The organism is Streptomyces sp. NPDC018947 (genome assembly GCF_044390505.1).
In the GTDB taxonomy this organism is placed as follows: Bacteria; Actinomycetota; Actinomycetes; order Streptomycetales; family Streptomycetaceae; genus Streptomyces.
In genome coordinates this window covers 261,756-284,375 of record NZ_JBIRZD010000004.1, presented here as the reverse complement: position 1 = coordinate 284,375, position 22,620 = coordinate 261,756, and the positions used below count along the sequence as shown (strand labels likewise).

The following is a 22,620-nucleotide window of genomic DNA, read 5'->3' as shown; positions in this document are numbered from 1 at the left end:
GACGCCGCCCTCCACCGCCTCCCGGGTCAGATACGGCCCGGGCTGCCGCTTCCGAAGGATCCGCTGGATCCCGGCAGCCAGCGGCGGCGGCTCTGGTCCGCGCCCCGCCGGCTCCCGGCGTGGTGGAGCTGGTACGGCATCAGCCGTGGGCTCCCGTCGGTGATCAGCGGGATCTCGTCCGGCTCCCGTATCTCCCGTTCCTCGTGCACGGGCCCGGTGGGCGGCAGGTGCGGCTGCTCTTCGGCACGCGGACGGGGCGACTCCCGGTCCATCGAGCTCATCCCGAGGCGCACGGCCAGGATCAGCGCGCCGGCGACGACCAGGCCGCCGATGAAGGCGGCGGTCATGTTGAGCGCGTCCGACGCGGCCAGCAGTTCAAACGTTGCCGTACTCATGTTCTGATTATGTACCCCCCTTTGGGATAAAGCGCCCGCTGTGTCCCCTTCGTTCGGCGCGGGTGCCCCCGGTGCGCCGTGCGCCGTGATTGAGGTCGCCCGGCGCCTGGTACCCGGTCCGCGGTGAGCGGCCGCGCGCCGGTGGGCGGACGGCCGCCCGAGCGCCACTGGCGGAAGGAGCGCCCGTATGACTGCGCCGTTGACGGTCGACGCCCATGAGCACGGTCTCGCCGGGGACGGCACCACCGACGACGGGCCGGCGCTGCAGAGGCTGGTCGACGCGCTCGGTGAGGCCACCGCCAAGGACGGACGGCCGCGCACGATCAACGTGCCCGCGGGGCGCCACCTGATCCGGGACCGGCCGGTGCTGTGGCGCAGCGGTGTCTCGCTGATCGGCGCCGGGCGGGGCACGACCTGCTTCGCCCTCGCCAATCCCGGCGCGCCGGAGCAGCCCGTGCCGCTGGCGTGGTTCACCACCGCCCAGCACGGTGCCGGGCGGGAACGCCACATCGCCGACGTCACCTTCGCCCACTTCGAGATCGACGGCTCCGGAGTGCTGACCCCCGAGTACGACGTGCTGGCCAAGGGGCTCGGACTGCAGTACGTGCTGCGCGGGCGCTTCAGCGACCTCTACATCCACGACACCGCCGCCACCGGCTTCGGCTGCGACTTCCTCCAGGACACGGTGGTCGAGGGCGTCCTGGCCGAACGGTGCGGGCGGCAGGACCCCGGCGAGGAGATGGGCGGCGCGGGCATCGGCATCGGCGTCGGCGGCTGGGGGCCGGTGGAACGGCTGACGGTCACCGCCTGCACCGCCCTCGGCAACGGCACCAACGGGATCTTCCTGGAACTCCAGAAGGACGACTGGGCGCCGCCCCGCGGCATCCGCATCACCGCCTGCCACACCGAGGACAACCGGTACGGCATCTCCGACTGGGGCGCCGACGGGCTGCTGGTCACGTCCTGCACGATGCTCGGCAACCACGTCGCCGGCTTCGACGTGTCGGCGCAGGGCACGACCAGCGTGGGCGGCCGGGGCGGCATCGTCACCGGGTGTGTGATCGACGGCAACCCGGGCGACGGGATCGCGCTCGGCAACACGCCGGGCGGTTACGCGTTCCGCGGCAACCGCGTCAGCAACAACGGCCGCTACGGCTACTGGCAGCACAATCTCGCCGGCGGCGACCAGGAACCGGCCCGGGACATCGTCCTGGAGTCCAACGACATCCACGACAACGGCCTGGACGGCATCCGCGTCGACGCCGCGCTGCACGAGCCGGCGATCTTCGGCAACCGGGTCCGGAACAACGGCCGCCGGGCCGCGCCGGCGGCCAAGGGCGGCGGTGAGGGCGTCCGCTGCGGGCCGCTGTCCCTGACCGACGAGAACGCCGACTGGACGCCGGGCGGCCACCGCGGCAAGGAGCTGACCGTCGGGGAGCGGACCGCCGTCGTCGCCGACAACACGGCCACCGAACTCGTGCTCGTCCCCCGGCGCCCCGGGGCCCGCGCGGCCTGGCCCGGCGCCACCCCCGAGCCGGGCACCGCCTACCGCCTCCCGGCCGCCCCGTCCCCGCGCCCCGGCCTCACCGCGGCGGCCGCCGTCACCCACCCGTACGTCCACGGCAACCGCGTCGGGGACGACGGTCACCCGCGCACCCAGACCCACGCCCTGTGGATCGCGCACGAGGCCACCTGGACCGGCGGCCGCGTTTCCGGCAACGACTTCAGCGGCAACGCCGCGTCGGCCACCCGCTTCGACTCGGCCCCGGCGGGAGGCCGCTGGCGGGACAACGACCGCTGAGCGCGGGCGGCACCCGGCGGTCCCGGCCCGGCGTCCGCCGGTGCCCGCTACCGTGCCCGCAGGGCGTCCACCGCGATGCGGGCCGCCGTGCCGATCACCGCGTCGGCCGCCGGGAGGACCGCCGCGGTCCGGGCGGTGCGGGTGAAGACGGCCACGGCGTAGCGGCCGCCGTCGGGATACTCGACGACGCCGATCTCGTGGCGCAGCGTCGGCAGGGTGCCGGTCTTGCCGGCCACGTGGACGTCGTCGAAGGGGAAGCCCGACGCCAGCCGGTGCGGCCAGACCTGGAGGCCCATGATGCGGCGCATCGCCGCGCCGTACTCGGGCGGGCACGCCTCGTCCCGCCACACCGCGGTGAGCAGGCGGGTCATGTCCCGGGGCGTGCTGCGGTTGGTGCGGGCCGGGTCCAGGGCGCGCAGCCGCGTGATGACGTGCGGGTCCGTCAGCGCCCGGGCGCCGGCCGGACCGGCGTCCTCCCGCATGGTGCCCAGCATCTCGCCGAAGCCGTACACCGCCCGCGTCCGGGTGAGGCCGAGGCGGTCCGCGGTGCGGTTGACGGCGTCGAGGCCGACCCGCTCCAGCAGCAGGTCGGCGGCGGTGTTGTCGCTGACGGACATCATCAGGAAGGCGGCGTCGCGCAGCGACAGGCGCACCGGGTCGAGCATGGCCGCCAGCCCCGTGGGCCCCGGAGTGCGCCCGGCGGGCGGGCACACGACCTGCTCGGTGAGGTCCAGCAGCCCGGCCGCCGCCTGCTCGTGCAGGGTGACCAGGACGCACACCTTGTGGACGCTGGCCGTGCACACCGGCTGGTCCGCCCCGGCGCCGACCTGGGCCCCGGAGTCGATGTCGACGGCGTGCAGCCAGCCGGTGACCCCGGCGTCCGCGAACGCGGCGCGCAGACGGCCGCTGACGGTGTCGGTCATAGCCAGTACTCCGATGCCGGGCGAAGGTGCAGGGGCCGGGCGGAAGGCTCCAAGCGGGCCCCGGCCGTGGTGCGCAGGGCGTGCGTGGCGGCGTCCGTGAAAGCGCCGACGGCGGCGTCGCCACGCCCCTTGGGCCAGGCCGCGGAGTGCCGCCAGGCCGGCGCGGCCCCGGCCAGCGGGCGCCAGACCAGGTCCGGGTCCGTGTCCCCTGGACCGGCGAGCAGGTGGGTGTCCCGCGGCCCGAGCGCCACCGCCCCGAAGGACAGCACCAGTCCGCGGACGAAGCTGGTGCCCCGCCCGTGCCGCACGGCCGCGGGGGTGTAGCCGCCGCGGGCGCAGGCGGTGAGCAGGTCGTCGTAGACCGCGGGCGCGCTGTCGCGGGGGAAGAGGACCAGGTCGTAGCCGGTCAGGGCGGCGAGCGGCACCTCGTCGAGCCCGGCCGCGACCGCGCCGCGCGGCAGCAGCACGCCGAGGTCGCGGTGGAGGACGGGACCCAGCTCCAGGCCGGTGACGTCGCAGGGGTGGTGGATGAGGCCGACGTCCAGCTCGTGGGCGGTGAACGCGGCGAGCTGCTCGGCGGTGGACAGTTCCCGCAGCTCCAGTTCCAGTCCGGGGTGCCGGCGCCGGAAGTCCGCCAGCAGCGCGGCGACGGTCTCGCCGGAGATGTCGGGGGACAGGGCGGCGCGCAGCAGGCCCGTCTCGCCGTCCCGGATGCGGCGCGCGGCGGCGAGGAAGGACTCGGAACGGGCGAGGATCTCCCGGGCCTCGGCGAGCAGCAGCGTGCCCGCCTCGGTGATCGTCACCTGGCGGCTGGTCCGTTCGAAGAGCCGGACGCCCAGCTCGCGCTCCAGCCGCTGGATGCGCTGCGACAGGGGCGGCTGGGCCATGCCGAGCCGGGCCGCGGCACGCCCGAAGTGTGACTCTTCTGCAACAGCCACGAAGCATTCCAGGTGCCGCACCAAGTCCACGACCAGTAATCATATCGGGGATTGATCAATCCGACATCCATACCAATCTTGGACACGGGCGCGGTGCCGTTGCTCTGCTTCGGGTCATGCGCTCCTTCCGTGACCTCACCCCGCGCCCCCGCCGGTGGCCCGGCGCGCTCGCCCTCGCCCTCGTGCTGCCCCTGGCAGGCTGTTCGGACGGCTCCGAGCGGCCCGACGCCCCGCCCGCGAGCAGTTCCCCCGCGACCCGCGGCGCCGCCGACGGGGTCCGCGAGGAGCTGCGGGTGGACGGCCGCACCCGCACCTACCTCCTGCACCGGCCCGACGCCGACGGCCCGCGGCCCCTGGTCGTCGCCTTCCACGGCCGGGGCTCCGACGCCGCCGGGCTGCGCGAGCAGAGCCGGCTGGAGAAGGCCGCCGGCCGGCGCGGCATGATCGTCGCCTACCCCGAGGGAATCGACCACGGCTGGGGCGCGGGCACGCGGAAGACCGGGCAGCGCCCCGACCCCGGCCTCGACGTGCGCTTCACCGAGGCGCTGATCGAGCACCTGGTGCGCACCGAGGGCGCCGACCCCCGGCGGGTCTACGTCGCGGGGTTCTCCAACGGCGGCTCGATGGCGCTGCGCTTCGCCGCCGAACGCCCCGGACTGCTGGCGGGCGCGGCCTCCGTCTCGGGCCAGCTCCCCGCCGGTGCCGCCGCGGTCCGGCCCGCCGGTCCCGTCCCCGTCATGGTCGTCTACGGCGCCGACGACCCCGTACGCCCCCTCGCGGGCCTGCCGTCCCCGCCGCCGGACCCGGACGAACCGATCCTGCCGAGCATGTCGGCGCGGGACAGCGCGGAGGCGTTCGCCGCCGCGGGCGGCGCGGGCGAGCCGGTCACCGAGGCGGAGGAGGGCTACGACCGCACCGTCTGGCGCCTCGGCGGCGGCTCGGGCGGCAGGGCCGGGGCGGGCACCGTCCAGCTCCTCGTCGTCCACGGCGCCGGGCACACCTGGCCGGGCTCGGCCATCACCCCGCCGAAGGGGTTCGGTCCCACCAGCCGGGCCCTGGACGCCACCGGCACGATCCTCGACTTCTTCGCCGCCGGCTGACCGGCGCCGCGAAGCCGTATCCCGCACCGTTCCGTCCCACAGAACAGGAGCCCCGATGCCCGATACCCAGTTCCCCACTCCCGCCGCCCGCCGCCGTCCGCGAGGCGGGGTGCGGGCCGTCGCCGCGGTGGCCGTGGTGCTCGCGCTCGCCGCGGGCGGTTCGTACGCCGCCGGGCTCGGCCCCTTCGCCCGCGGCGACGACGGACCCGACCCCGCGGCGATGAAACAGGCGCGCGCGTTCCTCGACGACTGGGCCGCCGGACGGCTGCCGAGCGCGGCCGGGCGCACCACCAGACCCGACACCGCGCAGGACGTGCTGCGCAGCTTCACCGCGGGCCTGGACATCGGCAAGCCCGGGCTGACGGCGAAGGGCGAGCCCGAGGAGGCCGAGGACGGCACCCTCACCGTGCCGTTCACCGCCCGCATGCCCATCGGCGGCCTCGGCACCTGGACGTACGAGTCCGCGCTGCCGCTGCGCGAGGACGGGGACGGCGGCTGGAAGGTGGACTGGCGCCTGTCCCTGGTCCACCCCCGGCTGAGCGGCACGGAGAAGTTCCGGCTGGTGCGCGAGGAGACGACCCCGCCGAAGGTGACCGACCGCCACGGGACCTCCCTGGCCGACGGCTCGTACCCCTCCCTGACCCCGCTGCTCGGCCGGATCGCGGGCGGCAGCGGCGGCGGCCCGCGGGGAGCCGTGGAGCTGATCGACCGGACCACCGGCGAGACCGTGCGCACCGAGGCGTCCTTCGGCGAGGAGCCCGACCCGGCGACCGCCGGCGAGCCGGTCCGCACCACCCTGGACGCCGACTGGCAGTCCGCCGCCGAGAAGGCCCTCGGCGAGGCCGGGGGCAAGAACGCCGCCCTGGTCGCGCTGCGCGTCGACAACGGCGAGATCCTGGCCCTGGCCAACTCCCCGGCCACCGGCTTCAACCGCGCCGCCTCGGGCACCTACGCGCCCGGCTCCACCTGGAAGATCGTCACCAGCAGCGCCCTCCTGCTCAAGGGCGCCGTGCGACCCGACGACGTCGTGGACTGCCCCAAGTACCTGACGGTGGGCAAGGAGTTCCACAACGTGGAGACCTCCGAGCACCCGGGCGCGACCTTCCGCAAGGACTTCACGGAGTCCTGCAACACCGCGTTCATCAGCCTGCGCGGCAAGCTCGACGACGGTGAGCTGGGCGAGGTGGCCCGCACCTACTTCGGTGTCGGCCAGGAGTGGCACGTCGGCATCCCGACGTACGACGGCTCCGTGCCGGCCCCCAAGGACGAGACGGAGAAGGCCGCGTCGATGATCGGGCAGGGCCGCGTCCAGGCCAATCCGCTGATCATGGCGTCGGTGACGGCCACCGCGGTCTCCGGCGAGTTCCACCAGCCGTCGCTCACCGCGGGGAACGAGGACAGGACCCGTACCGAGCCCCTTCCCGACGGGGTCGTCACCCAGCTCCGCGACATGCTGCGGGCCACCGTCACCGACGGCACCGCGCGGAGCCTGGCCGGCCTGCCCGGGGAGGTCGGCGCGAAGACCGGCACCGCGGAGGTCTCCGACGACCAGGACAACAACGGCTGGCTGGTCGCCCACCGGGGCAACGTCGCGGTCGCCGTCGTCGTCGAGGAGGGCGTCACCGGAGGCGGCTCGGCGGGCCCGGTGGTGCACGGCCTGCTGTCCGCCGTGCCGGACGACCCGGCCTGAGCGTCCGTCCGCGCGGTCAGGCCCGGGCGCCGCCCGGCGCGGAGCCGGTGCCGTCCTGGCCCTCGCGGCGGACCGTCTCGCCGGGGATCACGCGCGGCTCCTGCTGCCGTCCCTCCCCGGCGGGCGCCGGTTCGTCGTCCTTCAGCGCCCGGCTCTCGGCCTTGAGGATGCGCGCCGACTTGCCCGCGGAGCGGGCCAGGTCGGGGAGCCTCTTGGCGGCGAGGACGGCAATGACGACGATGAGAATGATCGCGAGCTCGCTCAGTCCGAACACGGCGCTCCCCAGGTGGCGTGAGGTCCGGGCCCGCCTCGCGGGCCCGGTCGGAATCTACGGCAGGACGGGATCCGGGTCGACCGGGGCCCGGCCGGGCCGCCGCTCAGAGGTCGAACTCGTGCGGCGGCAGGTCGAGGGCGAAGCACGCCTCGCGGACGACGGCCCGCTCGTCCTGGTCGAAGTCGCCGTCGGCGCCGCCGATGACGATGCCGATCTGGATGACGGCACGGGCCTCGGCGGGCTTCTTCCCGGCCTTGGCGACCTCCTGGAGGACACCGACCTTGCCGAAGGCGAAGTCGGCGGCCAGCTTGTCCAGGTTGGCCTCGAAACGGCGGCGCAGGTCGTCGGCGGGGAAGTTCTGCAGGACGTCGTTGGTGGCGATGAGCTGGGCGACCCGCCGGCGCTCCGCGGGGTCGACGGTGCCGTCGGCGGCGGCGACCAGGGCGCACATCGCCATGCTGGCGTCGCGGAAGGCGCCGCTCTTGAGGTCGTTCTTCTTCGCCACGAGCTGGGTCTGCATCTGCGACGCGGACTCCTTGAGGCGGTCCCACAGGGCCATGCGAACTCCGTACGGGTCGAGAGGGTGATCTCTGCGGTTCGGGACGCGGAGATTGAATCTACAGACGTGTAGAAGTTATCAGGTCCGCGCCGCCGCATCCCCGCGATCACCCTCTTCGGTCACCCCTCCTCTTCCTCGCCCTCCTCGTCGCCCTCGAAGAAGTCCCCGATCTCGTCGACCACCTCGGCCGCCACCAGCCCGCCGGCGACCCCCACCGCGAGTCCGGCCGCGCCCGCCGCCACGGCGGTGCCCACGCCCGGACCTGACCGGTGCCCGGCCCCGTGGCCGTCCCCGTGCCCGTACACCGCGTGGGAGCCGTACGACGCCCGGTGCTCGACGAGCTCGCGGATCCACCCGTCGACCAGGGCGCCCCAGTCCTGCGGCGCCACCCCCTCGTGCGGGACGGTGAAGCGGCTGAGCGCGTCGTGGCCGCCGCCGAACAGGCCTCCGCGCTTGTCCGCCTCCAGCACCACCTCCAGCCCGCCCGGAGCGGCCAGGAAGGTCAGCTCGATCTCGTTGACCTGGTGGGCGTACTGCGGGGCCGGGGTCAGCTCGATCTCCTGGTAGAAGGGGAGCTGCTGACCGGTACCGCCGATGCGGCCGTACTCCAGGTCGGCCGAGCGGAAGCCGAAGCCGAGCTGCCCGAGGGCCTCCAGCACGGCCTCCTGCGCGGGCAGCGGCGCCACGGTCAGCGGATCCAGGTCCCCCTTGTCCCGGGCGCCCGCCACCGCCAGCTCGGTGCGCACACCGAGGACGACGCCCAGCGGCTGTCCGTGCAGCTCGGTGACCGGCGTCTCCCAGGGCAGCGCCAGCGTGAAGGGCACGCTGTGCCGCTCCCCGGCGCCGAGCCGGAATCCGCCCCCGACCGTGTGGCGGTCGAAGGCGACGACGCCCTCGCTCTCCCCGTCCTCGTGCTCGGCCTCGACCCGGGCCACCAGCTCCAGCGTGATGTGCTCGACGTCGAAGTCCGCGGTGCCGCCGGCCAGGTGCACCTGGCCCGACAGCGCACCGCCCGGCCGGGCCGCGCCCGGGTCGAGGACCGTGTCCACCGTGGGCCCGCCCACGCCGAGCGAGCCGAGCAGCCGTTTGAACACCATCGCGGCGTCCACCCCTTCGTCCTACGTGTGCGTCCTTGCGTGCGTGCGGTGCCCGCGGGGAACAACGGGAACCGTCCCGCCGTTCTCTACAGGCGAGTAGAAGCATAGGGGCCGGTGATCATGGGCACGGTGTGATCCGGCACTGCACATGTCTTTGCTCGTCCTTTACCATCAAAGGGAAAGCCCACGGGCGGCCGGACGTCACGGCCCCCACAGACCCCGTTAAGGAGTCCCGTTCCGTAATGGAGCCCCCCAGTACCGGCCGTGCCACGGCCGGCCCGCAGACCCCCCTGTATGCGTGTGAGGGAAGCGGGGTGGCACGGTGACCGAGGTCCTGCTGCTCCTGCTGGCCCTCTTCCTCACCCTCGCCTGCGCGATCTTCGTCGCGGCCGAGTTCTCCCTCACCACCGTCGAGCGCGGTGACCTAGAGCGTGCCGCCGAGTCCGGCGAGCGCGGCGCCGAAGGCGCCCTCAAGGCCGTCCGCGGCCTGACCCTGCAGCTCTCCGGCGCCCAGCTCGGCATCACCGTGACCTCGCTGGTCATCGGCATGCTGGCCGAGCCGTCGCTCGCCGTGCTGATGCGCGGCCCGCTGACCGCGATCGGGCTCGGCGGCGCCGCCTCCACGGTAGCGACCGTGCTCGGCGTGGCCGTCTCCACCGTCGTCCTGATGGTCGTCGGCGAGCTGGTCCCCAAGAACTGGGCGATCTCCAGCCCGCTGACCGTCGCCAAGGTCGTCGCCGGCCCGCAGCGCGGCTTCACCGCCGCCTTCGGCCCCTTCATCCGGCACCTGAACAACACGGCGAACCGTTTCGTGCGCCGCTTCGGCCTGGAACCGGCCGAGGAACTCGCCTCCGCCCGCAGCCCCGAGGAACTGGTCGCGCTCGCCCAGCACTCGGCGGCCGAAGGGGCCCTGGAGGCGGACTCCGCCGAACTCTTCGTCCGCACCCTGCACCTGAGCGAGCTGACCGCGCAGAACGTGATGACGCCCCGCGTGGACGTCAAGGCCCTGGAGGCCCACGCCACCGCCGCGGACGCCGCGAACCTCAGCCACGCCACCGGCCTGTCCCGCTTCCCGGTCTACCGGGACAGCCTGGACGAGGTCATCGGCACCGTCCACATCCGCGACGTGCTGGCCCTGGAGCCCGAGCGGCGCGCGGCCACCCCGGTCACCGAGCTGGCCACCGCGCCGCTGCTGGTGCCCGACAGCCTGCCCGCCGACCGCCTCCTGGAGCGCATGCGCCGCACGCGGACCATGGCCGTCGTCATCGACGAGTACGGCGGCACGGCGGGCGTGGCGACCGTCGAGGACATCGTCGAGGAGGTCGTCGGCGAGGTGCGCGACGAGCACGACCCCGTCGAGATACCCGACCTGCTGCCCGCCCCCGCCGAGGCGGACGGCCGCGCGGCCTGGGAGGCCGACGGCTCACTGCGCCTGGACCGGCTGGAGCGGATCGGCCTGACCGCGCCGGACGGCCCGTACGAGACCCTGGCCGGCCTGGTCGCCACGCACCTCGCGCGCATCCCCGCCGAGGGCGACGTGATCGACCTGGACGGCTGGTGCCTGCGTGTCCTCGGCGTGGAACACCACCGCGCCGACCGCCTGCGCGTCACCGCCCCGGCCCCGGCCGCCGCGGACGAGGTCACGGCGGAGTCCGCCGAGGCCGGTGCCCGCACCGCCGAGCGGGAGCCGGAGGTGGCCCGATGACCGCCGTACAGCTCCTCATCGGCGCCCTGACGCTGCTGACCAACGCGTTCTTCGTGGGCGGCGAGTTCGCCCTGATCTCCGTGCGGCGCAGCCAGATCGAGCCGCGCGCCAAGGCCGGCGACAAGCGGGCCCGGATGACCCTGTGGGGCCTGGAGCACCTGTCGGCCATGATGGCCACGGCCCAGCTCGGCATCACCGTCTCCTCGCTGGTGCTCGGCGCGGTCGCGGAACCGGCCATCGCGCATCTGATGGAGCCGGTCTTCGAGGCCGTCCACATGCCGCACGCGCTGGTCCACCCGGTGGCCTTCGCCATCGCGCTGGCCCTGGCGACCTATCTGCACATGCTGATCGGCGAGATGATCCCGAAGAACATCGCGCTGGCTGCCCCGGCGGCCACCGCGCTGATCCTCGGCCCCCCGCTGGTCGCCCTCACCCGGGCCCTGAAGCCGGTCGTGTTCGGCATCAACGCCTTCGCCAACACGCTGCTCAGGCTGTTGCGGGTGGAGCCGAAGGACGAGGTCGAGGCCGTCTTCACCGACGACCAGCTCGCCCGCATGGTCGTGGACGCCAGCGAGGCCGGACTGCTCACCCCGGCCGACGGCGAGCGCCTGCGCGACGCGCTGGAGCTGGGCACCCGCCCGGTCGGCGAGATCCTGGTGCCCACCCCCAAGATGCGCACCGCCCCGCACACGATCACCCCGGCCGGACTGGAACGCCTGGCCGCCGAGGCGGGCTACTCCCGCTTCCCGGTCACCGGCCCCGGCGGCACCGTGCTGGGCTACCTGCACATCAAGGACACCCTGGGCATCACGGAGCGCGACCGCCCCTTCCCCCGCGGCACGCTGCACCGGGTCACCCGCGTCCGCATCGACACGCCGCTGGACGACACCCTCACCGCCCTGCGCGCCGAGGACAGCCACCTGGCCGCGGTCACCGGTGAGACGGGCACGGTACTGGGCTTCGTGACGATGGAGGACGTCCTGACCGAGCTGGTGGGACCGGCGCCCGTGGCGCCGTGACCCGATCCGTGCGCCGGGGACATGTGTTCGCCGCGACAGATTTCCGACCCGCGAGACTAGAGTTCAGGTGCGGGGCAACCGGATTCCCCGCGGCGAGCCGTGTCCCCTGCGGTTCGCGGAGAGGTACGCATGCCCCCGGAGAGCGGGCGGAACGCCGAAGGCCGTACGCAGGCCGCCGACCGGCTCGACGACGACCATTACCCGGCGTACACCATGGGCAGGGCGGCCGCGCTGATCGGTGCCACGCCCGGATTCCTGCGTGCGCTCGGTGACGCCGGTCTGATCAGCCCGATGCGGTCGGAAGGCGGGCACCGCCGGTACTCGCGTCAGCAACTGCGCCGCGCCGCCCGGGCCCGTGAGCTGGTCGACCAGGGAACGCCGATCGAGGCCGCCTGCCGCATCGTGCGCCTCGAGGACGACCTGGAGGAGGCGCTGCGCCTCAACGAGGAACTGCGCCGGAGCGCAGCGGAACCGGGTGGCGGGGGCGGCCGCGACCGCGGGTGAAAATCTCCCACCGGCGAAACAGATATTCGCGGGTAAGCGAGAAAAGCACCTGGCATTCCCGGGTCCGCAGTGATTTTCGCCGTGATTTCCGCCCCGGGGTGCCGGTGAATTCCGTGCTAGTGTCGGACCAGTTGCAGTTGTGGTTGCCCTTTGCGTTACCGGTTCTCCGGGCAGGTGATCATCGCAGCGATGAGAAGGCCCGCGCAGTGCGGGCCTCCAGCACTGCCTAGGAGTAAAAAATGGCTTCCGGTACCGTGAAGTGGTTCAACGCCGAAAAGGGCTTCGGTTTCATCGCGCAGGACGGCGGCGGCGCCGACGTCTTCGCCCACTACTCGAACATCGCCACCCAGGGCTTCCGTGAGCTTCAGGAAGGCCAGCGGGTGAACTTCGACGTCACGCAGGGCCAGAAGGGCCCGCAGGCGGAGAACATCGTTCCCGCGTAACGACGCGAGAACCGCACAGGAGGGCCCGCACCGTACGGTGCGGGCCCTCCTGCGTGCGCGCCCGCGCATCCTCCGGCGACTTTGCCATCTCTTTACAACCCGCTCCGCCGCCGCCTCGTCTCTCCGCTCGATCCGCGACCACGCGACCACGCGTCCCCGCCCCGGGAACGGGACGGGCAGGCGGACCGACGAGAGAGAGCGACCCGATGCGCCGGACCATCCTCAGTGCCCTGGCCCTCGCGTGCACCGCCGTCCTGGCGAGCACCGTCCCCGCCTTCGCGGACACCCCGACGCCGGTCCCCAGCAACCCGGCCTCCGCCACGCCCAGCCCCACCCCCAGCACCGGAGGCGGCGAGACCGGCCCGAAGCCGGCGCCGTCCGTCAGCTCCCCGGCCCCGGCGGCCGACGTGCCCACCCCGGTGCCGTCCGTCAGCTCCCCCGCCGCGGCCCCCGCCCCCGCCCGCCCGTCGGAGGGCGGCCAGGTCTCCACCGTGCCCGCGGGCGCCCCCGACACCGGGGTGTCCGAACCGCGGTCCACCGGGGTCGACGGCGGCCTCGTCGGCGCGGGCGCCGGCAGCGTGCTCCTCGCGGGCGGCGCGGTCGCCTTCGTCGTGCGCCGCCGCCGGGCGACCGGGGCGTGACCCCGTTCTCCCGGCGCGCCCCGGCCGTACTCGCCCTCGCCGCGCTGCTCGTGGGCTGCGCCGGCGGGCACGGCACCGACGGGGCCGCGACCGCACCGCCCCCCGGCGCGGCGGCGCCCGCGCGGCAACCCGCCGAGCCGGCACGGCCGTCGGCGCGTTCGGTGCCGGTCGCCCTGCGCATCCCGGCCATCGGCGTCGACACCCCGGTGATGCCGCTGGGGCTGGAACCGGACGGCACGGTGCAGGTGCCGCCCGTCACGGACGACGACCGTGCGGGCTGGTACCGGCACTCGCCGACGCCGGGTCAGACCGGCCCGTCGGTGATCCTCGGCCACGTCACGGTCGGCAGCCACGGGGACGGCGTCTTCCGCCGCCTGGACCGGCTGCGCCGGGGCGACCGGATCGAGGCGCGCCTGGAGAACGGCACGACGGCGGTCTTCACGGTCACCTCCGTACGGACGGTGGCGAAGGCCCGGTTCCCGACGGAGGACGTCTACGGGGACGTGGACCGGCCGGAGTTGAGGCTCATCACCTGCGGCGGCCCGCACGACGGCACGGGCTACCGGGACAACGTCATCGCCTTCGCCGAACTGGCCGCCACCACGGGGCCGGGCACCACCGCGCCGCCGTGACGTCCCGCGGCGGACGTGACGTCCCCCGAGCGCCGGAACGGGGTCGCCCGCACCGGCGTCTTCCCCCTGCCCCCACGACCATGGAGCACGTTGAAACGGTCCCGTGACAGGGCGGCGTCCGAACTGTTCGCCGCCCTCTACCCCCGCCTGGCCGGCTGGTGCCGCCGTCTCGTCGACGACGACGAGACGGCCCACGAGGTGGCCTCGGAGGCGTTCACCCGGCTCTGGGCCCGCTGGACCACCGTGGACGAGCCGCGCGGCTTCCTCTACGTCACCGCCGCCAACCTCGTCCGGGACCACTGGCGCAAGCTGGAGCGCGAACGCCGCGCCGTGCGCCGCGTCACCGCGGAGGTCGCCGTCCGCCCCCACGCCGAACAGGCGGACCCCGGCGTGCGGTTGCTCGTGCAGTCCCTGCCGGAGCGACTGCGCGTGCCGATCCTGCTCCACTACTACGCTGACATGCCGATCCGGGAGGTGTCCGCACTGACCGGGCGCAAGGAAGGAACCGTCAAGGCCGATCTCCACGCGGCCCGCGAACTGCTCCGCGTCCATCTGAGGAGAAGCCTTGACCACACGCTTTGAGGACGACCCGGACGGTCCCGAGTCCGCGCACGACGATCCGCACGACCCGTTGCTGGTCCTGCTGCGCCCCGACGCGGAGTATCTGGGCCCGCCCCCGGGCCGCTACCGGGAGATCCGCCGGGCGGCGTCCCGGCGCCGCCTGCTGCGTGCCGCGGGCGGGGCCGTCGCGGCCTGCGCGGCCGCTGCCGCCCTGTTCGCGCTGCCGGTCCGGTGGACGGCTCCCGCCGACTCGCCGAGCCGCCCGACGGTGCCGCTGGCCCCGCCCGCCGCGACCCCCTCCCCGTCGCCGTCCGGCGTCCCGTCCGGGAACCCGGCCGGCCCCACCCCCGGTACGTCGGCCACGCCCACCCCCACGCCCTCCGCCGTCCCGGGCACCTCGTCGCCCGTGGAACCCCCGGCACCGGCGACCTCCGTCCCGCCCGCGAGCAGACCGACGGCGTTCCCGGGCACCGCGTCCCCGTCGCCGGGGTGAGTCCGCGGAGGCGGTCCGCAGGGTGCTGTGACAATCGGACGATGATCTGTCATGTCGTTCCGCGTGCCGAGTGGTCCGCCGATCCCGGCCGGCCGTACGCCCCCGCGTCCCTCGCCGAGGACGGTTTCGTCCACTGCTCCCCGGACGAGGAGACGGCCCTCGCCGTCGTCGACGCCTTCTTCCGCACCGCCGCCCGGCCGCTGCTGGTGCTCTGCCTCGACGAGGACCGGCTCACCGCGCGGTGCGTGTGGGAGGCGGCCGACCCCGCGCCGCCTCCCGGGGTGCCCGAAGGCACCCTGTTCCCGCACGTGTTCGGCCCGCTCGACAGGGAGGCCGTCGAGCGGGTCCTGGAGGTGCGGTGGGACGACGAGGGCCGCGCGAGCGGTCTGGCCGCCGTCGGCTGAGCGGGCCTCGTTCGTCCCCTGTCCCGGGGGAGCCCTCAGCCGTCCAGCGGCGGGACGCCGCCGAGCAGCGCCGACGCGGTCTGCATCGGCGTGGCGTCGGGCGCCGGCTCGGCCTCGGGGGCCGGGTGGCAGGTGAAGCCGAGCCGGGTCATGGCCCGGGTGACCTCGCCGCCGCTGAAGTCGCGGCGGTCCTGCCGGGTGACGACCGCGCCCACCTGCTTGACGGGGTAGCGGCGGCGGCCGACGGTCACGGACTCACCCGTGATCGGCTCGGGAGCGATGCCCTTCATCGAGCTGATCACTCCCTCCTTGGTCAGGTCGAAGGGGTACCGGGCGATGACGCAGCGCATGATGCCTCACAGGGGAAGGGAACCGGATGAGCTTGCCGTTCGTGCCGGCGAGCGGTCGCCGAGGACCCCGGGGCGGGGCCCCGGCGAGGATCACTGGACGACGGCCTAGGCCGCCGAGTCACCGCTGGACGCACGCCGCGGCCTGCGCCGCGCGCCCTCGCCGGCGGACCGCCCCTGGGCCGAGCCGCCCTGCACCGCCCGGCCCTGCGCGGACCGCCCCTGGCCGGCGCCGCCGCCCTGCGCGCCGCGCCCCTGCGCCCCGCGGCCGCGGCGGCCACGGGAGGAGCCGCCGGACGACGCGGACCGCCGGGGGCGCTCCACGACCGGCGCGGTGATGACGACGGGGACGCCGGACGGGGCCTGCGCGCCGGTGATGCGGGTCAGTTCGGCCTCGCCGGAGCGGACCGCGGTGATCCGGGGGGTGATGCCGGCCGCCGACATCAGCCGGCTGAAGTCGCGGCGCTGGTCGGGGGTGACCAGGGTGACGACGCTGCCGGACTCGCCGGCGCGGGCCGTGCGCCCGCCGCGGTGCAGGTAGTCCTTGTGATCGCTGGGCGGGTCGACGTTGACGACCAGGTCGAGGTTGTCGACGTGGATGCCGCGGGCCGCGACGTTGGTCGCCACCAGCGCCGTCACGTGCCCGTCCTTGAACTGGGCGAGGGTCCGGGTGCGCTGCGGCTGGGACTTGCCGCCGTGCAGGCCGGCCGCGCGGACGCCGCTGTTCAGCAGGTGCTTCACCAGCCGGTCCACGGCGTGCTTGGTGTCCAGGAACATGATGACCCGGCCGTCGCGCGCCGCGATCTCGGTCGTCGTGCGGTGCTTGTCCGTCTCGTGGACGTGCAGCACGTGGTGCTCCATCGTGGTGACGGCGCCGGCCGACGGGTCGACGGAGTGGACCACGGGGTCGGTCAGGTAGCGCTTGACCAGCCGGTCGACGTTGCGGTCGAGGGTGGCGGAGAACAGCAGCCGCTGCCCGTCGGGGCGTACCTGGTCGAGCAGGGCGGTGACCTGGGGCATGAAGCCCATGTCGGTCATCTGGTCGGCCTCGTCCAGGACGGTGGTCTCGACGTCGTCCAGCCGGCAGTCGCCGCGGTCGATGAGGTCCTTGAGGCGCCCGGGGGTCGCGACGAGCACCTCGGCGCCGGCGCGCAGCGCACCGGCCTGCTTGCCGATCGACATGCCGCCGACGACGGTGGCCGACCGCAGCCCGAGGGCGCGGGCGTACGGGGAGAGCGCGTCCGTGACCTGCTGGGCGAGTTCGCGGGTGGGTACGAGGACGAGCGCGAGCGGCTGCCGGGGCTCGGCGCGCCGGCCCGCCGTGCGGGACAGCAGGGCGAGGCCGAAGGCGAGGGTCTTGCCCGAGCCGGTACGGCCGCGTCCGAGGACGTCACGGCCGGCCAGGGAGTTGGGCAGGGTCGCCGCCTGGATGGGGAACGGCACGGTCACGCCCTCGCGGCCGAGCGCGGCCAGCAGGGCCGGCGGCATGTCGAGGTCGGCGAACGACTCCACGGCGGGCAGCGGCGGCGTGATCGTCTTCGGCAGGGCGAACTCGCCCTGGGGCGCGGCCGGACGGCGTCCGGAACCCTGCGCGCGGCGTGGGCCGCCGGAGCGCGAGGAGCCCTCGGAGAAGCGGCCGCCGCCCTTGCCGGAGGCCGCGGCTGTGCCGCGGGTGCGGGAGAAGCGGCTGTTCGTTCGTGTGCGGTTCATGGGGAACCTTCCTTGATACGGCACGTATCAAGGGAGTCCCGGCGCGGAAGAGCGGCGCGGGGAGTCGCAAGAACGAGCCGGTCCCGGTCGGCTTCGGCCATATGCGCCGTGCGGCCCGGGAGAAACGGGTGAATCTCGGAAATCGAGAAACGGGGAATTGAGGGAATGAGCGGGCGGGGCGAAGGGGAAAAGCCGCCCCGAAACGCGGTGAGCTGGGACCCGCACCCCTCAGGTGCGGGCCCCAGCTTCGAAGTGCGCGTGAGCGTCAGGCGGGAACGATGTTCTCGGCCGTCGGGCCCTTCTGGCCCTGGGCGACGTCGAACGTCACCTTCTGCCCTTCCAGCAGCTCACGGAAGCCCTGGGTGGCGATGTTCGAGTAGTGGGCGAAGACGTCGGGGCCGCCGCCGTCCTGCTCGATGAAGCCGAAGCCCTTTTCGGCGTTGAACCACTTCACGGTACCGGTGGCCATGAGAATCTCCTTCGGAAACGGTGCTCGGAGTCCGCCCTGTGCGCACTCCGGTCGCCGTGATGATCACCCCGATGGAAAAACCTTCAGGCAACCACTACTGCAACTTCGGTCGACACTAGCACGCCGTGATCGCCGGGGCGTCGGGAAAAATTTCGCCCCGATGGGGCACGGCGGGAATATTCCTCGGGCGTGCCATCGATTTCTCCCCTCATCGGCGCAGATATTGCCCCGCTGCGGCTCCAGGGCCGGCCGCTCCGCCGCCCCTCGCACCGCCGTGACCTCCGGCGACGCTCCCTGGGGCCGCCGTGCCCGCTCCGGGGCGTACGGCGCGGCCGTCGCCGTACGGGAGCCCCGGAGAGACAAGGAGCACACCGGGTGCGAGGGGTGGGCGCACCGCCCGTCAGCGGCGGGCCTTGGCGCGGTCGAGGGCGACCACACCGAGCGCGGCGAGGGCGATCTGGATGAGCCACTCGACCCAGTCCACGCCCTTGGTGTCGGCCACGCCGAGGGCCGCGGCGAGCGCCGACCCGATGAGGGCGGCCACGATGCCGACCGCGATGGTCCACAGGACGCCGATGCGCTGGCGCCCGGGGACGACGAGCCGGCCCAGGACGCCGATGACGATGCCGATCACGACGGCGCTGATGATGCCTGAAATCTCCATGGTTGCCCCTCGTGTGGTCGTGTTCCGCCCTTACGGATGCCCGTTCGAAGTGAGTGCAGTCCAGACGTTCCGCGTCAGACGTTGACGCCGAAGTCGGCCGCGATACCGGCCAGTCCGGAGGCGTATCCCTGGCCGACGGCGCGGAACTTCCACTCGGCGCCGTGCCGGTAGAGCTCGCCGAAGACCATCGCGGTCTCGGTGGAGGCGTCCTCGGACAGGTCGTACCGGGCGAGTTCCTGGTTGCCCGCCTGGTTGACCACGCGGATGAACGCGTTGCGGACCTGGCCGAAGCTCTGGCCGCGGTTCTGCGCGTCGTGGATGGAGACCGGGAAGACGATCCGGTCGATGCCGGCGGGGACGGCGGCGAGGTTCACCTTGACGGTCTCGTCGTCCCCCTCGCCCTCGCCGGTGAGGTTGTCGCCGGTGTGCTCGACCGACCCGTCCGGGCTGGTGAGATTGTTGTAGAAGACGAAGTGCCCGTCGGAGGGCACCTTGCCGGACGCGTCGAGGAGCAGCGCGGAGGCGTCGAGGTCGTAGTCGGTGCCGGTCGTGGTGCGCACGTCCCAGCCGAGGCCGACCAGGACGGCGGTCAGCCCCGGTGCCTCCTTGCTGAGCGAGACGTTGCCACCCTTGGCCAGGGAAACTCCCACTGCGTACTCCTCCTCGGCGCGTGCGGTCGTGGTCCACGGTGCGGACACGACCTTGAATCTACAGCAATGTAGAAGATGCTCGTGGGGCGGTCCGCCGGCTCCGGGCGTCTATACGATGTCCGCCCGGGAAACGGGCGGCGGCGGAAGGGAGTGCGGGCGTGGCGGATCACCGGCGTCCCCGGCGGCGGGGGCAGGGCGAGCTGGAGGCGCTGGTGCTGGCGGCGCTGCGTGAGGCGGGCGGCCCGGCGACGGCCGGCTGGGTGCAGGAGCGCCTGGGCGAGGACCTCGCGTACACCACGGTGGTGACGATCCTGACCCGGCTGCTGGACAAGGGCGAGGTGAGCCGGGAGCGGGCGGGGCGTTCCTTCGCGTGGACGCCCGCGGACCGGGCGGGCCTGGCGGCGCGCCGGATGCGCGGGGTGCTGGACGCCGAGAGCGACCGCGAGGCGGTCCTCGCGAGCTTCGTGACCGGCCTGGACCCCGCCGACGAACGCCTGCTGCGCGACCTGCTCTCCCAGGCGCGCGCCGCGGACGACGACTGACGGCCGACGGCTGACGGCGCCTCACGGCGCCCGAGGGGCGTCCGCCGCCGACGGCCGGCGGACGCACCCCTCCTCCGGGCGCTTCGCCTACTTGCTGACGGCGAAACGCATCAGGGCGTGCTCGTCGCCCTGCTTGATCTTCCCCGTCTCGTTGATCACTTCCAGCTTCCAGGTGCCGCCGGTCCGCACGGCCTTGGCCACCGCGCAGCCGTTGTCCTGGGTGAGCAGGCTGGGCCAGATGTCGGCGACCTGCTGGGTGCTTCCGCCGGTCGCGTCGTAGACCTTGAAGCTGACGTTGCGGGCTTTCTGGAAGGAGCTGCCCTTCTTGTAGGCGGCCGCGACGAACACGACCGACGTGATCGCGGACGGGAGCCGCGAGAACTCGACGGTCACCGTCTCGTCGTCGCCGTCGCCGTGCCCGGTCTGGTTGTCGCCGCTGTGGACCAGCGAGCCGTTGCCCATCGGGTCGAGCGAGTCGAGTCCGGCGAGGCGCACCGGGTCACCGCCCTGCATGGCGACGGCGATCAGGTCGAGGTCGGTCCCGGTCTTGCGGCGCAGCTTGCCGAGCACTCCGCCGGAGCTGCCGGCGGTCGGGTCCCACGAGACACCGATGGACAGATGGGTCACACCGTCCAGGTCCGCCGGGCCGTCTTCCTTGGTGAGCGTGATCATGTGCGAGTCATCCTCCGTCAACGGAACTACACCGCAGAGTGTGCCTGGCGCGCGTGAGGTCCAGGATGACGGGTCCCGGCGGCGCCCGTGAGCCTTTCCGGCCACCCCGTACGCGAGAACCCGCCGCACACCGTGCCGCCCGGTGCGTCAGCGGTCCCGCAATCGCCTGGTCATCAGCCTCGTCGGCCCGCCGCGCCCGCCGGCTTCGGGCCGCTTTTCCTTGCGGACACGGCCCGGCCGCGTGGTACGTTGCGAAACTTTGCCCCGAGTGGAAGGCAGACCCATGGACGCTCCCTCCCCGCACACCCGATTCCTCCACGACGTGCTGCCCCGCATCCGAAGCGACGTGCGGATGACCGGAGTTGCCGTCGCGGGGTCGCTCGCGGGGGGAACGCCCGACGAGTACTCCGACGTGGACCTCGTCGTGGTCGTCGACGACGAGTCCTTCGACGCGGTCATGCGGGAGCGCCTCGCGCTGATCGCCTCCTGGGCGCCCCTGGTGGCCGGGTTCACCGGGGAGCACGTCGGCGAGCCCCGGCTGATCGTCACGCTGGTCGGACCGCCCCTGCTGCACGTCGACTTCACGTTCGTGCGAGTCCGCGACTTCGCCGAGCGCGTCGATGACCCGGCCGTCGTGTGGGACCGGGACGGCCGCCTGGCCGAAGCGCTCGCGCAACGCCCGCCCGCGGCGGCGCCGTTCGACCTCCAGTGGATCGAGGACCGGTTCTGGATCTGGGTGCACTACGGCGCGACGAAGCTCGGCCGCGGTGAACTGTTCGAGGTCGTCGGCTTCCTCGCGTATCTGCGCGAGACCGTGCTCGGCCCCCTCGCCGCACGCCGCGCGGGCGCGGCCCCCCGCGGCGTGCGCCACCTGGAGACCGTCGCACCCGACGAGGCGCGCGACCTCCGGGCGACCCTGTGCGGCCACGACCGCGGCGACGCCGGCCGGGCGCTGCTCGCCGCGGTGGAGCTGTACCGGCGGTGGCGCGACGACGCGGGCGCGGTCCTCGACCACCACGACGAGGCCGAGAAGCTCGCCGTGCGCTACCTCCACGACGTCCTCGGCGAGGCGGACTGAGCGGTGCTCACTCCTCCCACGCGGGGCGCTTCCCGCCCACGCCCCGGGACAGCAGCCGTCCGCCGAGCAGCACGGCCAGGGACGCGACGGTCACCAGCCCGCCGGCGAGGAAGGCGCCCCGCACCCCGGAGAGCGGCAGGACCAGCGCCCCGAGCGCGGCGCCCGCCGCGATACCCGCGTTGTAGGCACCGGAGTTCGCCGCGAGGGCGAGGTCCGTGCGGCCCGGCGCGCAGTGCAGCATCTCGTTCTGCGTGGCCATGAACACCGGGCCGAGTGCCGCGCCCGTCAGCACCAGGAACACCACGGCCGCCACGGGCGCTCGGCCGGCCGCGTACAGGCCGAGCAGCCCCACCGCCTGCGTCGCCACGGCCGTGGACAGGGCGGCGCGCGGGAAGCGGTCCAGCACGGCCCCGGTGACGCTCACCCCGGCCAGGCACGCCAGCCCGAACACCACGAGGAGGGCGCCGACCGCGCCCGGGGAGAACCCGCTCACGTCGCCGAGGAACGTCACGACGTACGTGAATCCCGCGAACGCCCCCGTGGCGGACAGGGCCCCGGCCAGCAGCACGGTCCCGAACCGGCGGGCGTCCGGGCCGGTGCCGTGGGCGGCGGGCTCGTCCTCCGGCCGGGAGGTCGGCAGCAGCACGGCGATCGTCACCAGGCAGACGAGTCCCAGGGCCGCCAGGAGGGCGACGGGGACCCGCCAGTCGGTCCGCCGCCCCAGCCAGGTCCCGGCGGGCACGCCGAGCACCAGGGCGAGGGACCCGGCTACGGACAGCGCCCCGACCACGCGTCCCCGCACCCCGGAAGGGAACAGCCCCACCGCCACCGGGCCCATCACGGCCCAGAACAGCGCCTGCGCGAGCGCGGTCAGCAACCGCGCCCCGAGCAGCACCCCGTACGAGGTGGCCAGCGCCGCGACCAGGCTGGAGACGACGAGCGCGGCCAGCAGCCCCGCGAGTACGTGACGCCGGGGCACGGCCCGGGTGAGGTGGGCGAGCGGCAGGGACGCCACGGCCACCGTCACGCCGTAACCGCTGACCAGGAGGCCGACCGCGGACACCGACACCCGCAGGCTGCCGGCGATGAGTTCCAGCAGGCCGATCGGCAGGTTCTCGGCGGTGTTGAAGGTCAGGGCGGCCAGCATGAGCGCCGCCAGCACCGCAGCCCTGCGCCATGGAGCGGGCAGCGGCGCGGCCGTGCGGTCCCTCTCCGTCCTCACCCGCCGCTCCCCACGGCCGGCGGGCCCGCGGTGCACCGGGCGCCGGCCCGCGCTGTCGTAGCCGTACGCCATGATCTCCCCGGGGAG

At 74.0% G+C, this 22,620-nt stretch carries 27 protein-coding genes; 14 read left to right on the top strand and 13 right to left on the bottom strand.

Going from position 1 to position 22,620, the window contains the following annotated elements:
* Positions 1-26: 26 nt before the first annotated feature.
* Positions 27-395, bottom strand: a complete 369-nt coding sequence (locus ACH499_RS11575; protein WP_356205673.1) for a DUF6479 family protein — start codon at positions 393-395, stop codon at positions 27-29.
* A 187-nt stretch (positions 396-582) separates the two neighbouring features.
* Between ACH499_RS11575 and ACH499_RS11570 the strand changes: the two genes are divergently transcribed.
* Positions 583-2,196, top strand: coding sequence for a right-handed parallel beta-helix repeat-containing protein (locus ACH499_RS11570; protein ID WP_399015069.1), 1,614 nt, complete (start codon positions 583-585; stop codon positions 2,194-2,196).
* A 47-nt stretch (positions 2,197-2,243) separates the two neighbouring features.
* Here the strand turns inward: ACH499_RS11570 and ACH499_RS11565 are convergent, their stop codons facing one another.
* Positions 2,244-3,119, bottom strand: a complete 876-nt coding sequence (locus ACH499_RS11565; RefSeq protein ID WP_356205671.1) for a serine hydrolase — start codon at positions 3,117-3,119, stop codon at positions 2,244-2,246.
* Positions 3,116-4,087, bottom strand: coding sequence for a LysR family transcriptional regulator (locus tag ACH499_RS11560; protein ID WP_399015067.1), 972 nt, complete (start codon positions 4,085-4,087; stop codon positions 3,116-3,118). Before ACH499_RS11560 ends, ACH499_RS11565 begins: the two co-directional genes overlap by 4 nt.
* 86 nt (positions 4,088-4,173) lie before the next feature.
* On the opposite strand from ACH499_RS11560, the gene ACH499_RS11555 reads away from it, so the two are divergent.
* Positions 4,174-5,157 carry an alpha/beta hydrolase family esterase gene (locus ACH499_RS11555; RefSeq protein WP_399015065.1) on the top strand — a complete coding sequence of 328 codons (984 nt, stop codon included), beginning with the start codon at positions 4,174-4,176 and terminating at the stop codon, positions 5,155-5,157.
* Positions 5,158-5,212: 55 nt separating this feature from the next.
* The gene (locus ACH499_RS11550; protein ID WP_399015063.1) at positions 5,213-6,847 is read left to right on the top strand and encodes a penicillin-binding transpeptidase domain-containing protein; all 1,635 of its coding nucleotides are present in this window, start codon (positions 5,213-5,215) and stop codon (positions 6,845-6,847) included.
* A 16-nt stretch (positions 6,848-6,863) separates the two neighbouring features.
* Here the strand turns inward: ACH499_RS11550 and ACH499_RS11545 are convergent, their stop codons facing one another.
* From ACH499_RS11545 to ACH499_RS11535, 3 genes are all read right to left on the bottom strand, one after another.
* Entirely contained in the window at positions 6,864-7,121 is a 258-nt protein-coding gene (locus ACH499_RS11545; protein ID WP_356205667.1) for a twin-arginine translocase TatA/TatE family subunit, read from the bottom strand.
* A gap of 103 nt (positions 7,122-7,224) precedes the next feature.
* Complete coding sequence (locus tag ACH499_RS11540; protein WP_365603119.1) at positions 7,225-7,680, bottom strand: TerB family tellurite resistance protein; 456 nt, start codon at positions 7,678-7,680, stop codon at positions 7,225-7,227.
* A gap of 119 nt (positions 7,681-7,799) precedes the next feature.
* On the bottom strand, positions 7,800-8,777 hold the full coding sequence (locus ACH499_RS11535) for a sporulation protein (protein WP_399015172.1): 978 nt from the start codon (positions 8,775-8,777) through the stop codon (positions 7,800-7,802).
* Between the two features lie 322 nt (positions 8,778-9,099).
* On the opposite strand from ACH499_RS11535, the gene ACH499_RS11530 reads away from it, so the two are divergent.
* The 9 genes from ACH499_RS11530 (at position 9,100) to ACH499_RS11490 (ending at position 15,179) form a co-directional block, all read left to right on the top strand.
* Positions 9,100-10,482 (top strand): hemolysin family protein, encoded by a 1,383-nt coding sequence (locus ACH499_RS11530; protein ID WP_356205665.1) that lies wholly within the window; start codon positions 9,100-9,102, stop codon positions 10,480-10,482.
* Positions 10,479-11,501, top strand: a complete 1,023-nt coding sequence (locus ACH499_RS11525) for a hemolysin family protein (protein WP_356205664.1) — start codon at positions 10,479-10,481, stop codon at positions 11,499-11,501. Before ACH499_RS11530 ends, ACH499_RS11525 begins: the two co-directional genes overlap by 4 nt.
* Positions 11,502-11,630: 129 nt before the next feature.
* Positions 11,631-12,005, top strand: coding sequence for a MerR family transcriptional regulator (locus ACH499_RS11520; RefSeq protein WP_356205663.1), 375 nt, complete (start codon positions 11,631-11,633; stop codon positions 12,003-12,005).
* A 239-nt stretch (positions 12,006-12,244) separates the two neighbouring features.
* Positions 12,245-12,448, top strand: a complete 204-nt coding sequence (locus tag ACH499_RS11515) for a cold-shock protein (RefSeq protein WP_003975194.1) — start codon at positions 12,245-12,247, stop codon at positions 12,446-12,448.
* Between the two features lie 206 nt (positions 12,449-12,654).
* A complete protein-coding gene (locus ACH499_RS11510) occupies positions 12,655-13,089 on the top strand; it encodes a sortase-dependent protein (protein WP_356205662.1) in 435 nt (144 codons plus the stop codon).
* Positions 13,086-13,721 carry a class F sortase gene (locus ACH499_RS11505; protein WP_399015059.1) on the top strand — a complete coding sequence of 212 codons (636 nt, stop codon included), beginning with the start codon at positions 13,086-13,088 and terminating at the stop codon, positions 13,719-13,721. Before ACH499_RS11510 ends, ACH499_RS11505 begins: the two co-directional genes overlap by 4 nt.
* 90 nt (positions 13,722-13,811) lie before the next feature.
* On the top strand, positions 13,812-14,303 hold the full coding sequence (locus ACH499_RS11500; RefSeq protein ID WP_356205660.1) for an RNA polymerase sigma factor: 492 nt from the start codon (positions 13,812-13,814) through the stop codon (positions 14,301-14,303).
* A complete protein-coding gene (locus tag ACH499_RS11495) occupies positions 14,287-14,775 on the top strand; it encodes a hypothetical protein (RefSeq protein ID WP_399015057.1) in 489 nt (162 codons plus the stop codon). The genes ACH499_RS11500 and ACH499_RS11495 overlap by 17 nt, the downstream gene beginning before the upstream one ends.
* A gap of 41 nt (positions 14,776-14,816) precedes the next feature.
* A complete protein-coding gene (locus ACH499_RS11490) occupies positions 14,817-15,179 on the top strand; it encodes a DUF952 domain-containing protein (RefSeq protein ID WP_356205658.1) in 363 nt (120 codons plus the stop codon).
* A 35-nt stretch (positions 15,180-15,214) separates the two neighbouring features.
* On the opposite strand, the gene ACH499_RS11485 is transcribed toward ACH499_RS11490, so the two are convergent.
* From ACH499_RS11485 to ACH499_RS11465, 5 genes are all read right to left on the bottom strand, one after another.
* On the bottom strand, positions 15,215-15,529 hold the full coding sequence (locus tag ACH499_RS11485; protein ID WP_356205657.1) for an SCO5918 family protein: 315 nt from the start codon (positions 15,527-15,529) through the stop codon (positions 15,215-15,217).
* 105 nt (positions 15,530-15,634) lie between these two features.
* Complete coding sequence (locus tag ACH499_RS11480) at positions 15,635-17,236, bottom strand: DEAD/DEAH box helicase (protein WP_399015055.1); 1,602 nt, start codon at positions 17,234-17,236, stop codon at positions 15,635-15,637.
* A 265-nt stretch (positions 17,237-17,501) separates the two neighbouring features.
* The gene (locus ACH499_RS11475) at positions 17,502-17,705 is read right to left on the bottom strand and encodes a cold-shock protein (RefSeq protein ID WP_356205655.1); all 204 of its coding nucleotides are present in this window, start codon (positions 17,703-17,705) and stop codon (positions 17,502-17,504) included.
* 400 nt (positions 17,706-18,105) lie between these two features.
* A complete protein-coding gene (locus ACH499_RS11470) occupies positions 18,106-18,369 on the bottom strand; it encodes a GlsB/YeaQ/YmgE family stress response membrane protein (protein ID WP_356205654.1) in 264 nt (87 codons plus the stop codon).
* A gap of 74 nt (positions 18,370-18,443) precedes the next feature.
* Positions 18,444-19,019 (bottom strand): TerD family protein, encoded by a 576-nt coding sequence (locus tag ACH499_RS11465; RefSeq protein ID WP_356205709.1) that lies wholly within the window; start codon positions 19,017-19,019, stop codon positions 18,444-18,446.
* Between the two features lie 158 nt (positions 19,020-19,177).
* Between ACH499_RS11465 and ACH499_RS11460 the strand changes: the two genes are divergently transcribed.
* Entirely contained in the window at positions 19,178-19,561 is a 384-nt protein-coding gene (locus ACH499_RS11460; protein WP_399015052.1) for a BlaI/MecI/CopY family transcriptional regulator, read from the top strand.
* 87 nt (positions 19,562-19,648) lie between these two features.
* On the opposite strand, the gene ACH499_RS11455 is transcribed toward ACH499_RS11460, so the two are convergent.
* A complete protein-coding gene (locus tag ACH499_RS11455; protein WP_356202901.1) occupies positions 19,649-20,233 on the bottom strand; it encodes a TerD family protein in 585 nt (194 codons plus the stop codon).
* Between the two features lie 283 nt (positions 20,234-20,516).
* Between ACH499_RS11455 and ACH499_RS11450 the strand changes: the two genes are divergently transcribed.
* A complete protein-coding gene (locus ACH499_RS11450; RefSeq protein WP_399015050.1) occupies positions 20,517-21,311 on the top strand; it encodes a nucleotidyltransferase domain-containing protein in 795 nt (264 codons plus the stop codon).
* Between the two features lie 7 nt (positions 21,312-21,318).
* Here ACH499_RS11450 and ACH499_RS11445 read toward each other — a convergent pair whose 3' ends face one another.
* Positions 21,319-22,458, bottom strand: a complete 1,140-nt coding sequence (locus tag ACH499_RS11445; RefSeq protein ID WP_399015169.1) for an MFS transporter — start codon at positions 22,456-22,458, stop codon at positions 21,319-21,321.
* Positions 22,459-22,620 lie beyond the last annotated feature (162 nt).

What these genes read in the sequence shown, in the direction of transcription:
- ACH499_RS11575 (WP_356205673.1), bottom strand. Translation starts at nt 395, where the DNA reads ATGAGTACGGCAACGTTTGAACTGCTGGCCGCGTCGGACGCGCTCAAC.
- ACH499_RS11570 (WP_399015069.1), top strand. Translation starts at nt 583, where the DNA reads ATGACTGCGCCGTTGACGGTCGACGCCCATGAGCACGGTCTCGCCGGG.
- ACH499_RS11565 (WP_356205671.1), bottom strand. Translation starts at nt 3,119, where the DNA reads ATGACCGACACCGTCAGCGGCCGTCTGCGCGCCGCGTTCGCGGACGCC.
- ACH499_RS11555 (WP_399015065.1), top strand. Translation starts at nt 4,174, where the DNA reads ATGCGCTCCTTCCGTGACCTCACCCCGCGCCCCCGCCGGTGGCCCGGC.
- ACH499_RS11550 (WP_399015063.1), top strand. Translation starts at nt 5,213, where the DNA reads ATGCCCGATACCCAGTTCCCCACTCCCGCCGCCCGCCGCCGTCCGCGA.
- ACH499_RS11540 (WP_365603119.1), bottom strand. Translation starts at nt 7,680, where the DNA reads ATGGCCCTGTGGGACCGCCTCAAGGAGTCCGCGTCGCAGATGCAGACC.
- ACH499_RS11535 (WP_399015172.1), bottom strand. Translation starts at nt 8,777, where the DNA reads ATGGTGTTCAAACGGCTGCTCGGCTCGCTCGGCGTGGGCGGGCCCACG.
- ACH499_RS11525 (WP_356205664.1), top strand. Translation starts at nt 10,479, where the DNA reads ATGACCGCCGTACAGCTCCTCATCGGCGCCCTGACGCTGCTGACCAAC.
- ACH499_RS11520 (WP_356205663.1), top strand. Translation starts at nt 11,631, where the DNA reads ATGCCCCCGGAGAGCGGGCGGAACGCCGAAGGCCGTACGCAGGCCGCC.
- ACH499_RS11515 (WP_003975194.1), top strand. Translation starts at nt 12,245, where the DNA reads ATGGCTTCCGGTACCGTGAAGTGGTTCAACGCCGAAAAGGGCTTCGGT.
- ACH499_RS11510 (WP_356205662.1), top strand. Translation starts at nt 12,655, where the DNA reads ATGCGCCGGACCATCCTCAGTGCCCTGGCCCTCGCGTGCACCGCCGTC.
- ACH499_RS11490 (WP_356205658.1), top strand. Translation starts at nt 14,817, where the DNA reads ATGATCTGTCATGTCGTTCCGCGTGCCGAGTGGTCCGCCGATCCCGGC.
- ACH499_RS11485 (WP_356205657.1), bottom strand. Translation starts at nt 15,529, where the DNA reads ATGCGCTGCGTCATCGCCCGGTACCCCTTCGACCTGACCAAGGAGGGA.
- ACH499_RS11480 (WP_399015055.1), bottom strand. Translation starts at nt 17,236, where the DNA reads ATGAACCGCACACGAACGAACAGCCGCTTCTCCCGCACCCGCGGCACA.
- ACH499_RS11475 (WP_356205655.1), bottom strand. Translation starts at nt 17,705, where the DNA reads ATGGCCACCGGTACCGTGAAGTGGTTCAACGCCGAAAAGGGCTTCGGC.
- ACH499_RS11470 (WP_356205654.1), bottom strand. Translation starts at nt 18,369, where the DNA reads ATGGAGATTTCAGGCATCATCAGCGCCGTCGTGATCGGCATCGTCATC.
- ACH499_RS11455 (WP_356202901.1), bottom strand. Translation starts at nt 20,233, where the DNA reads ATGATCACGCTCACCAAGGAAGACGGCCCGGCGGACCTGGACGGTGTG.
- ACH499_RS11450 (WP_399015050.1), top strand. Translation starts at nt 20,517, where the DNA reads ATGGACGCTCCCTCCCCGCACACCCGATTCCTCCACGACGTGCTGCCC.
- ACH499_RS11445 (WP_399015169.1), bottom strand. Translation starts at nt 22,458, where the DNA reads ATGCTGGCCGCCCTGACCTTCAACACCGCCGAGAACCTGCCGATCGGC.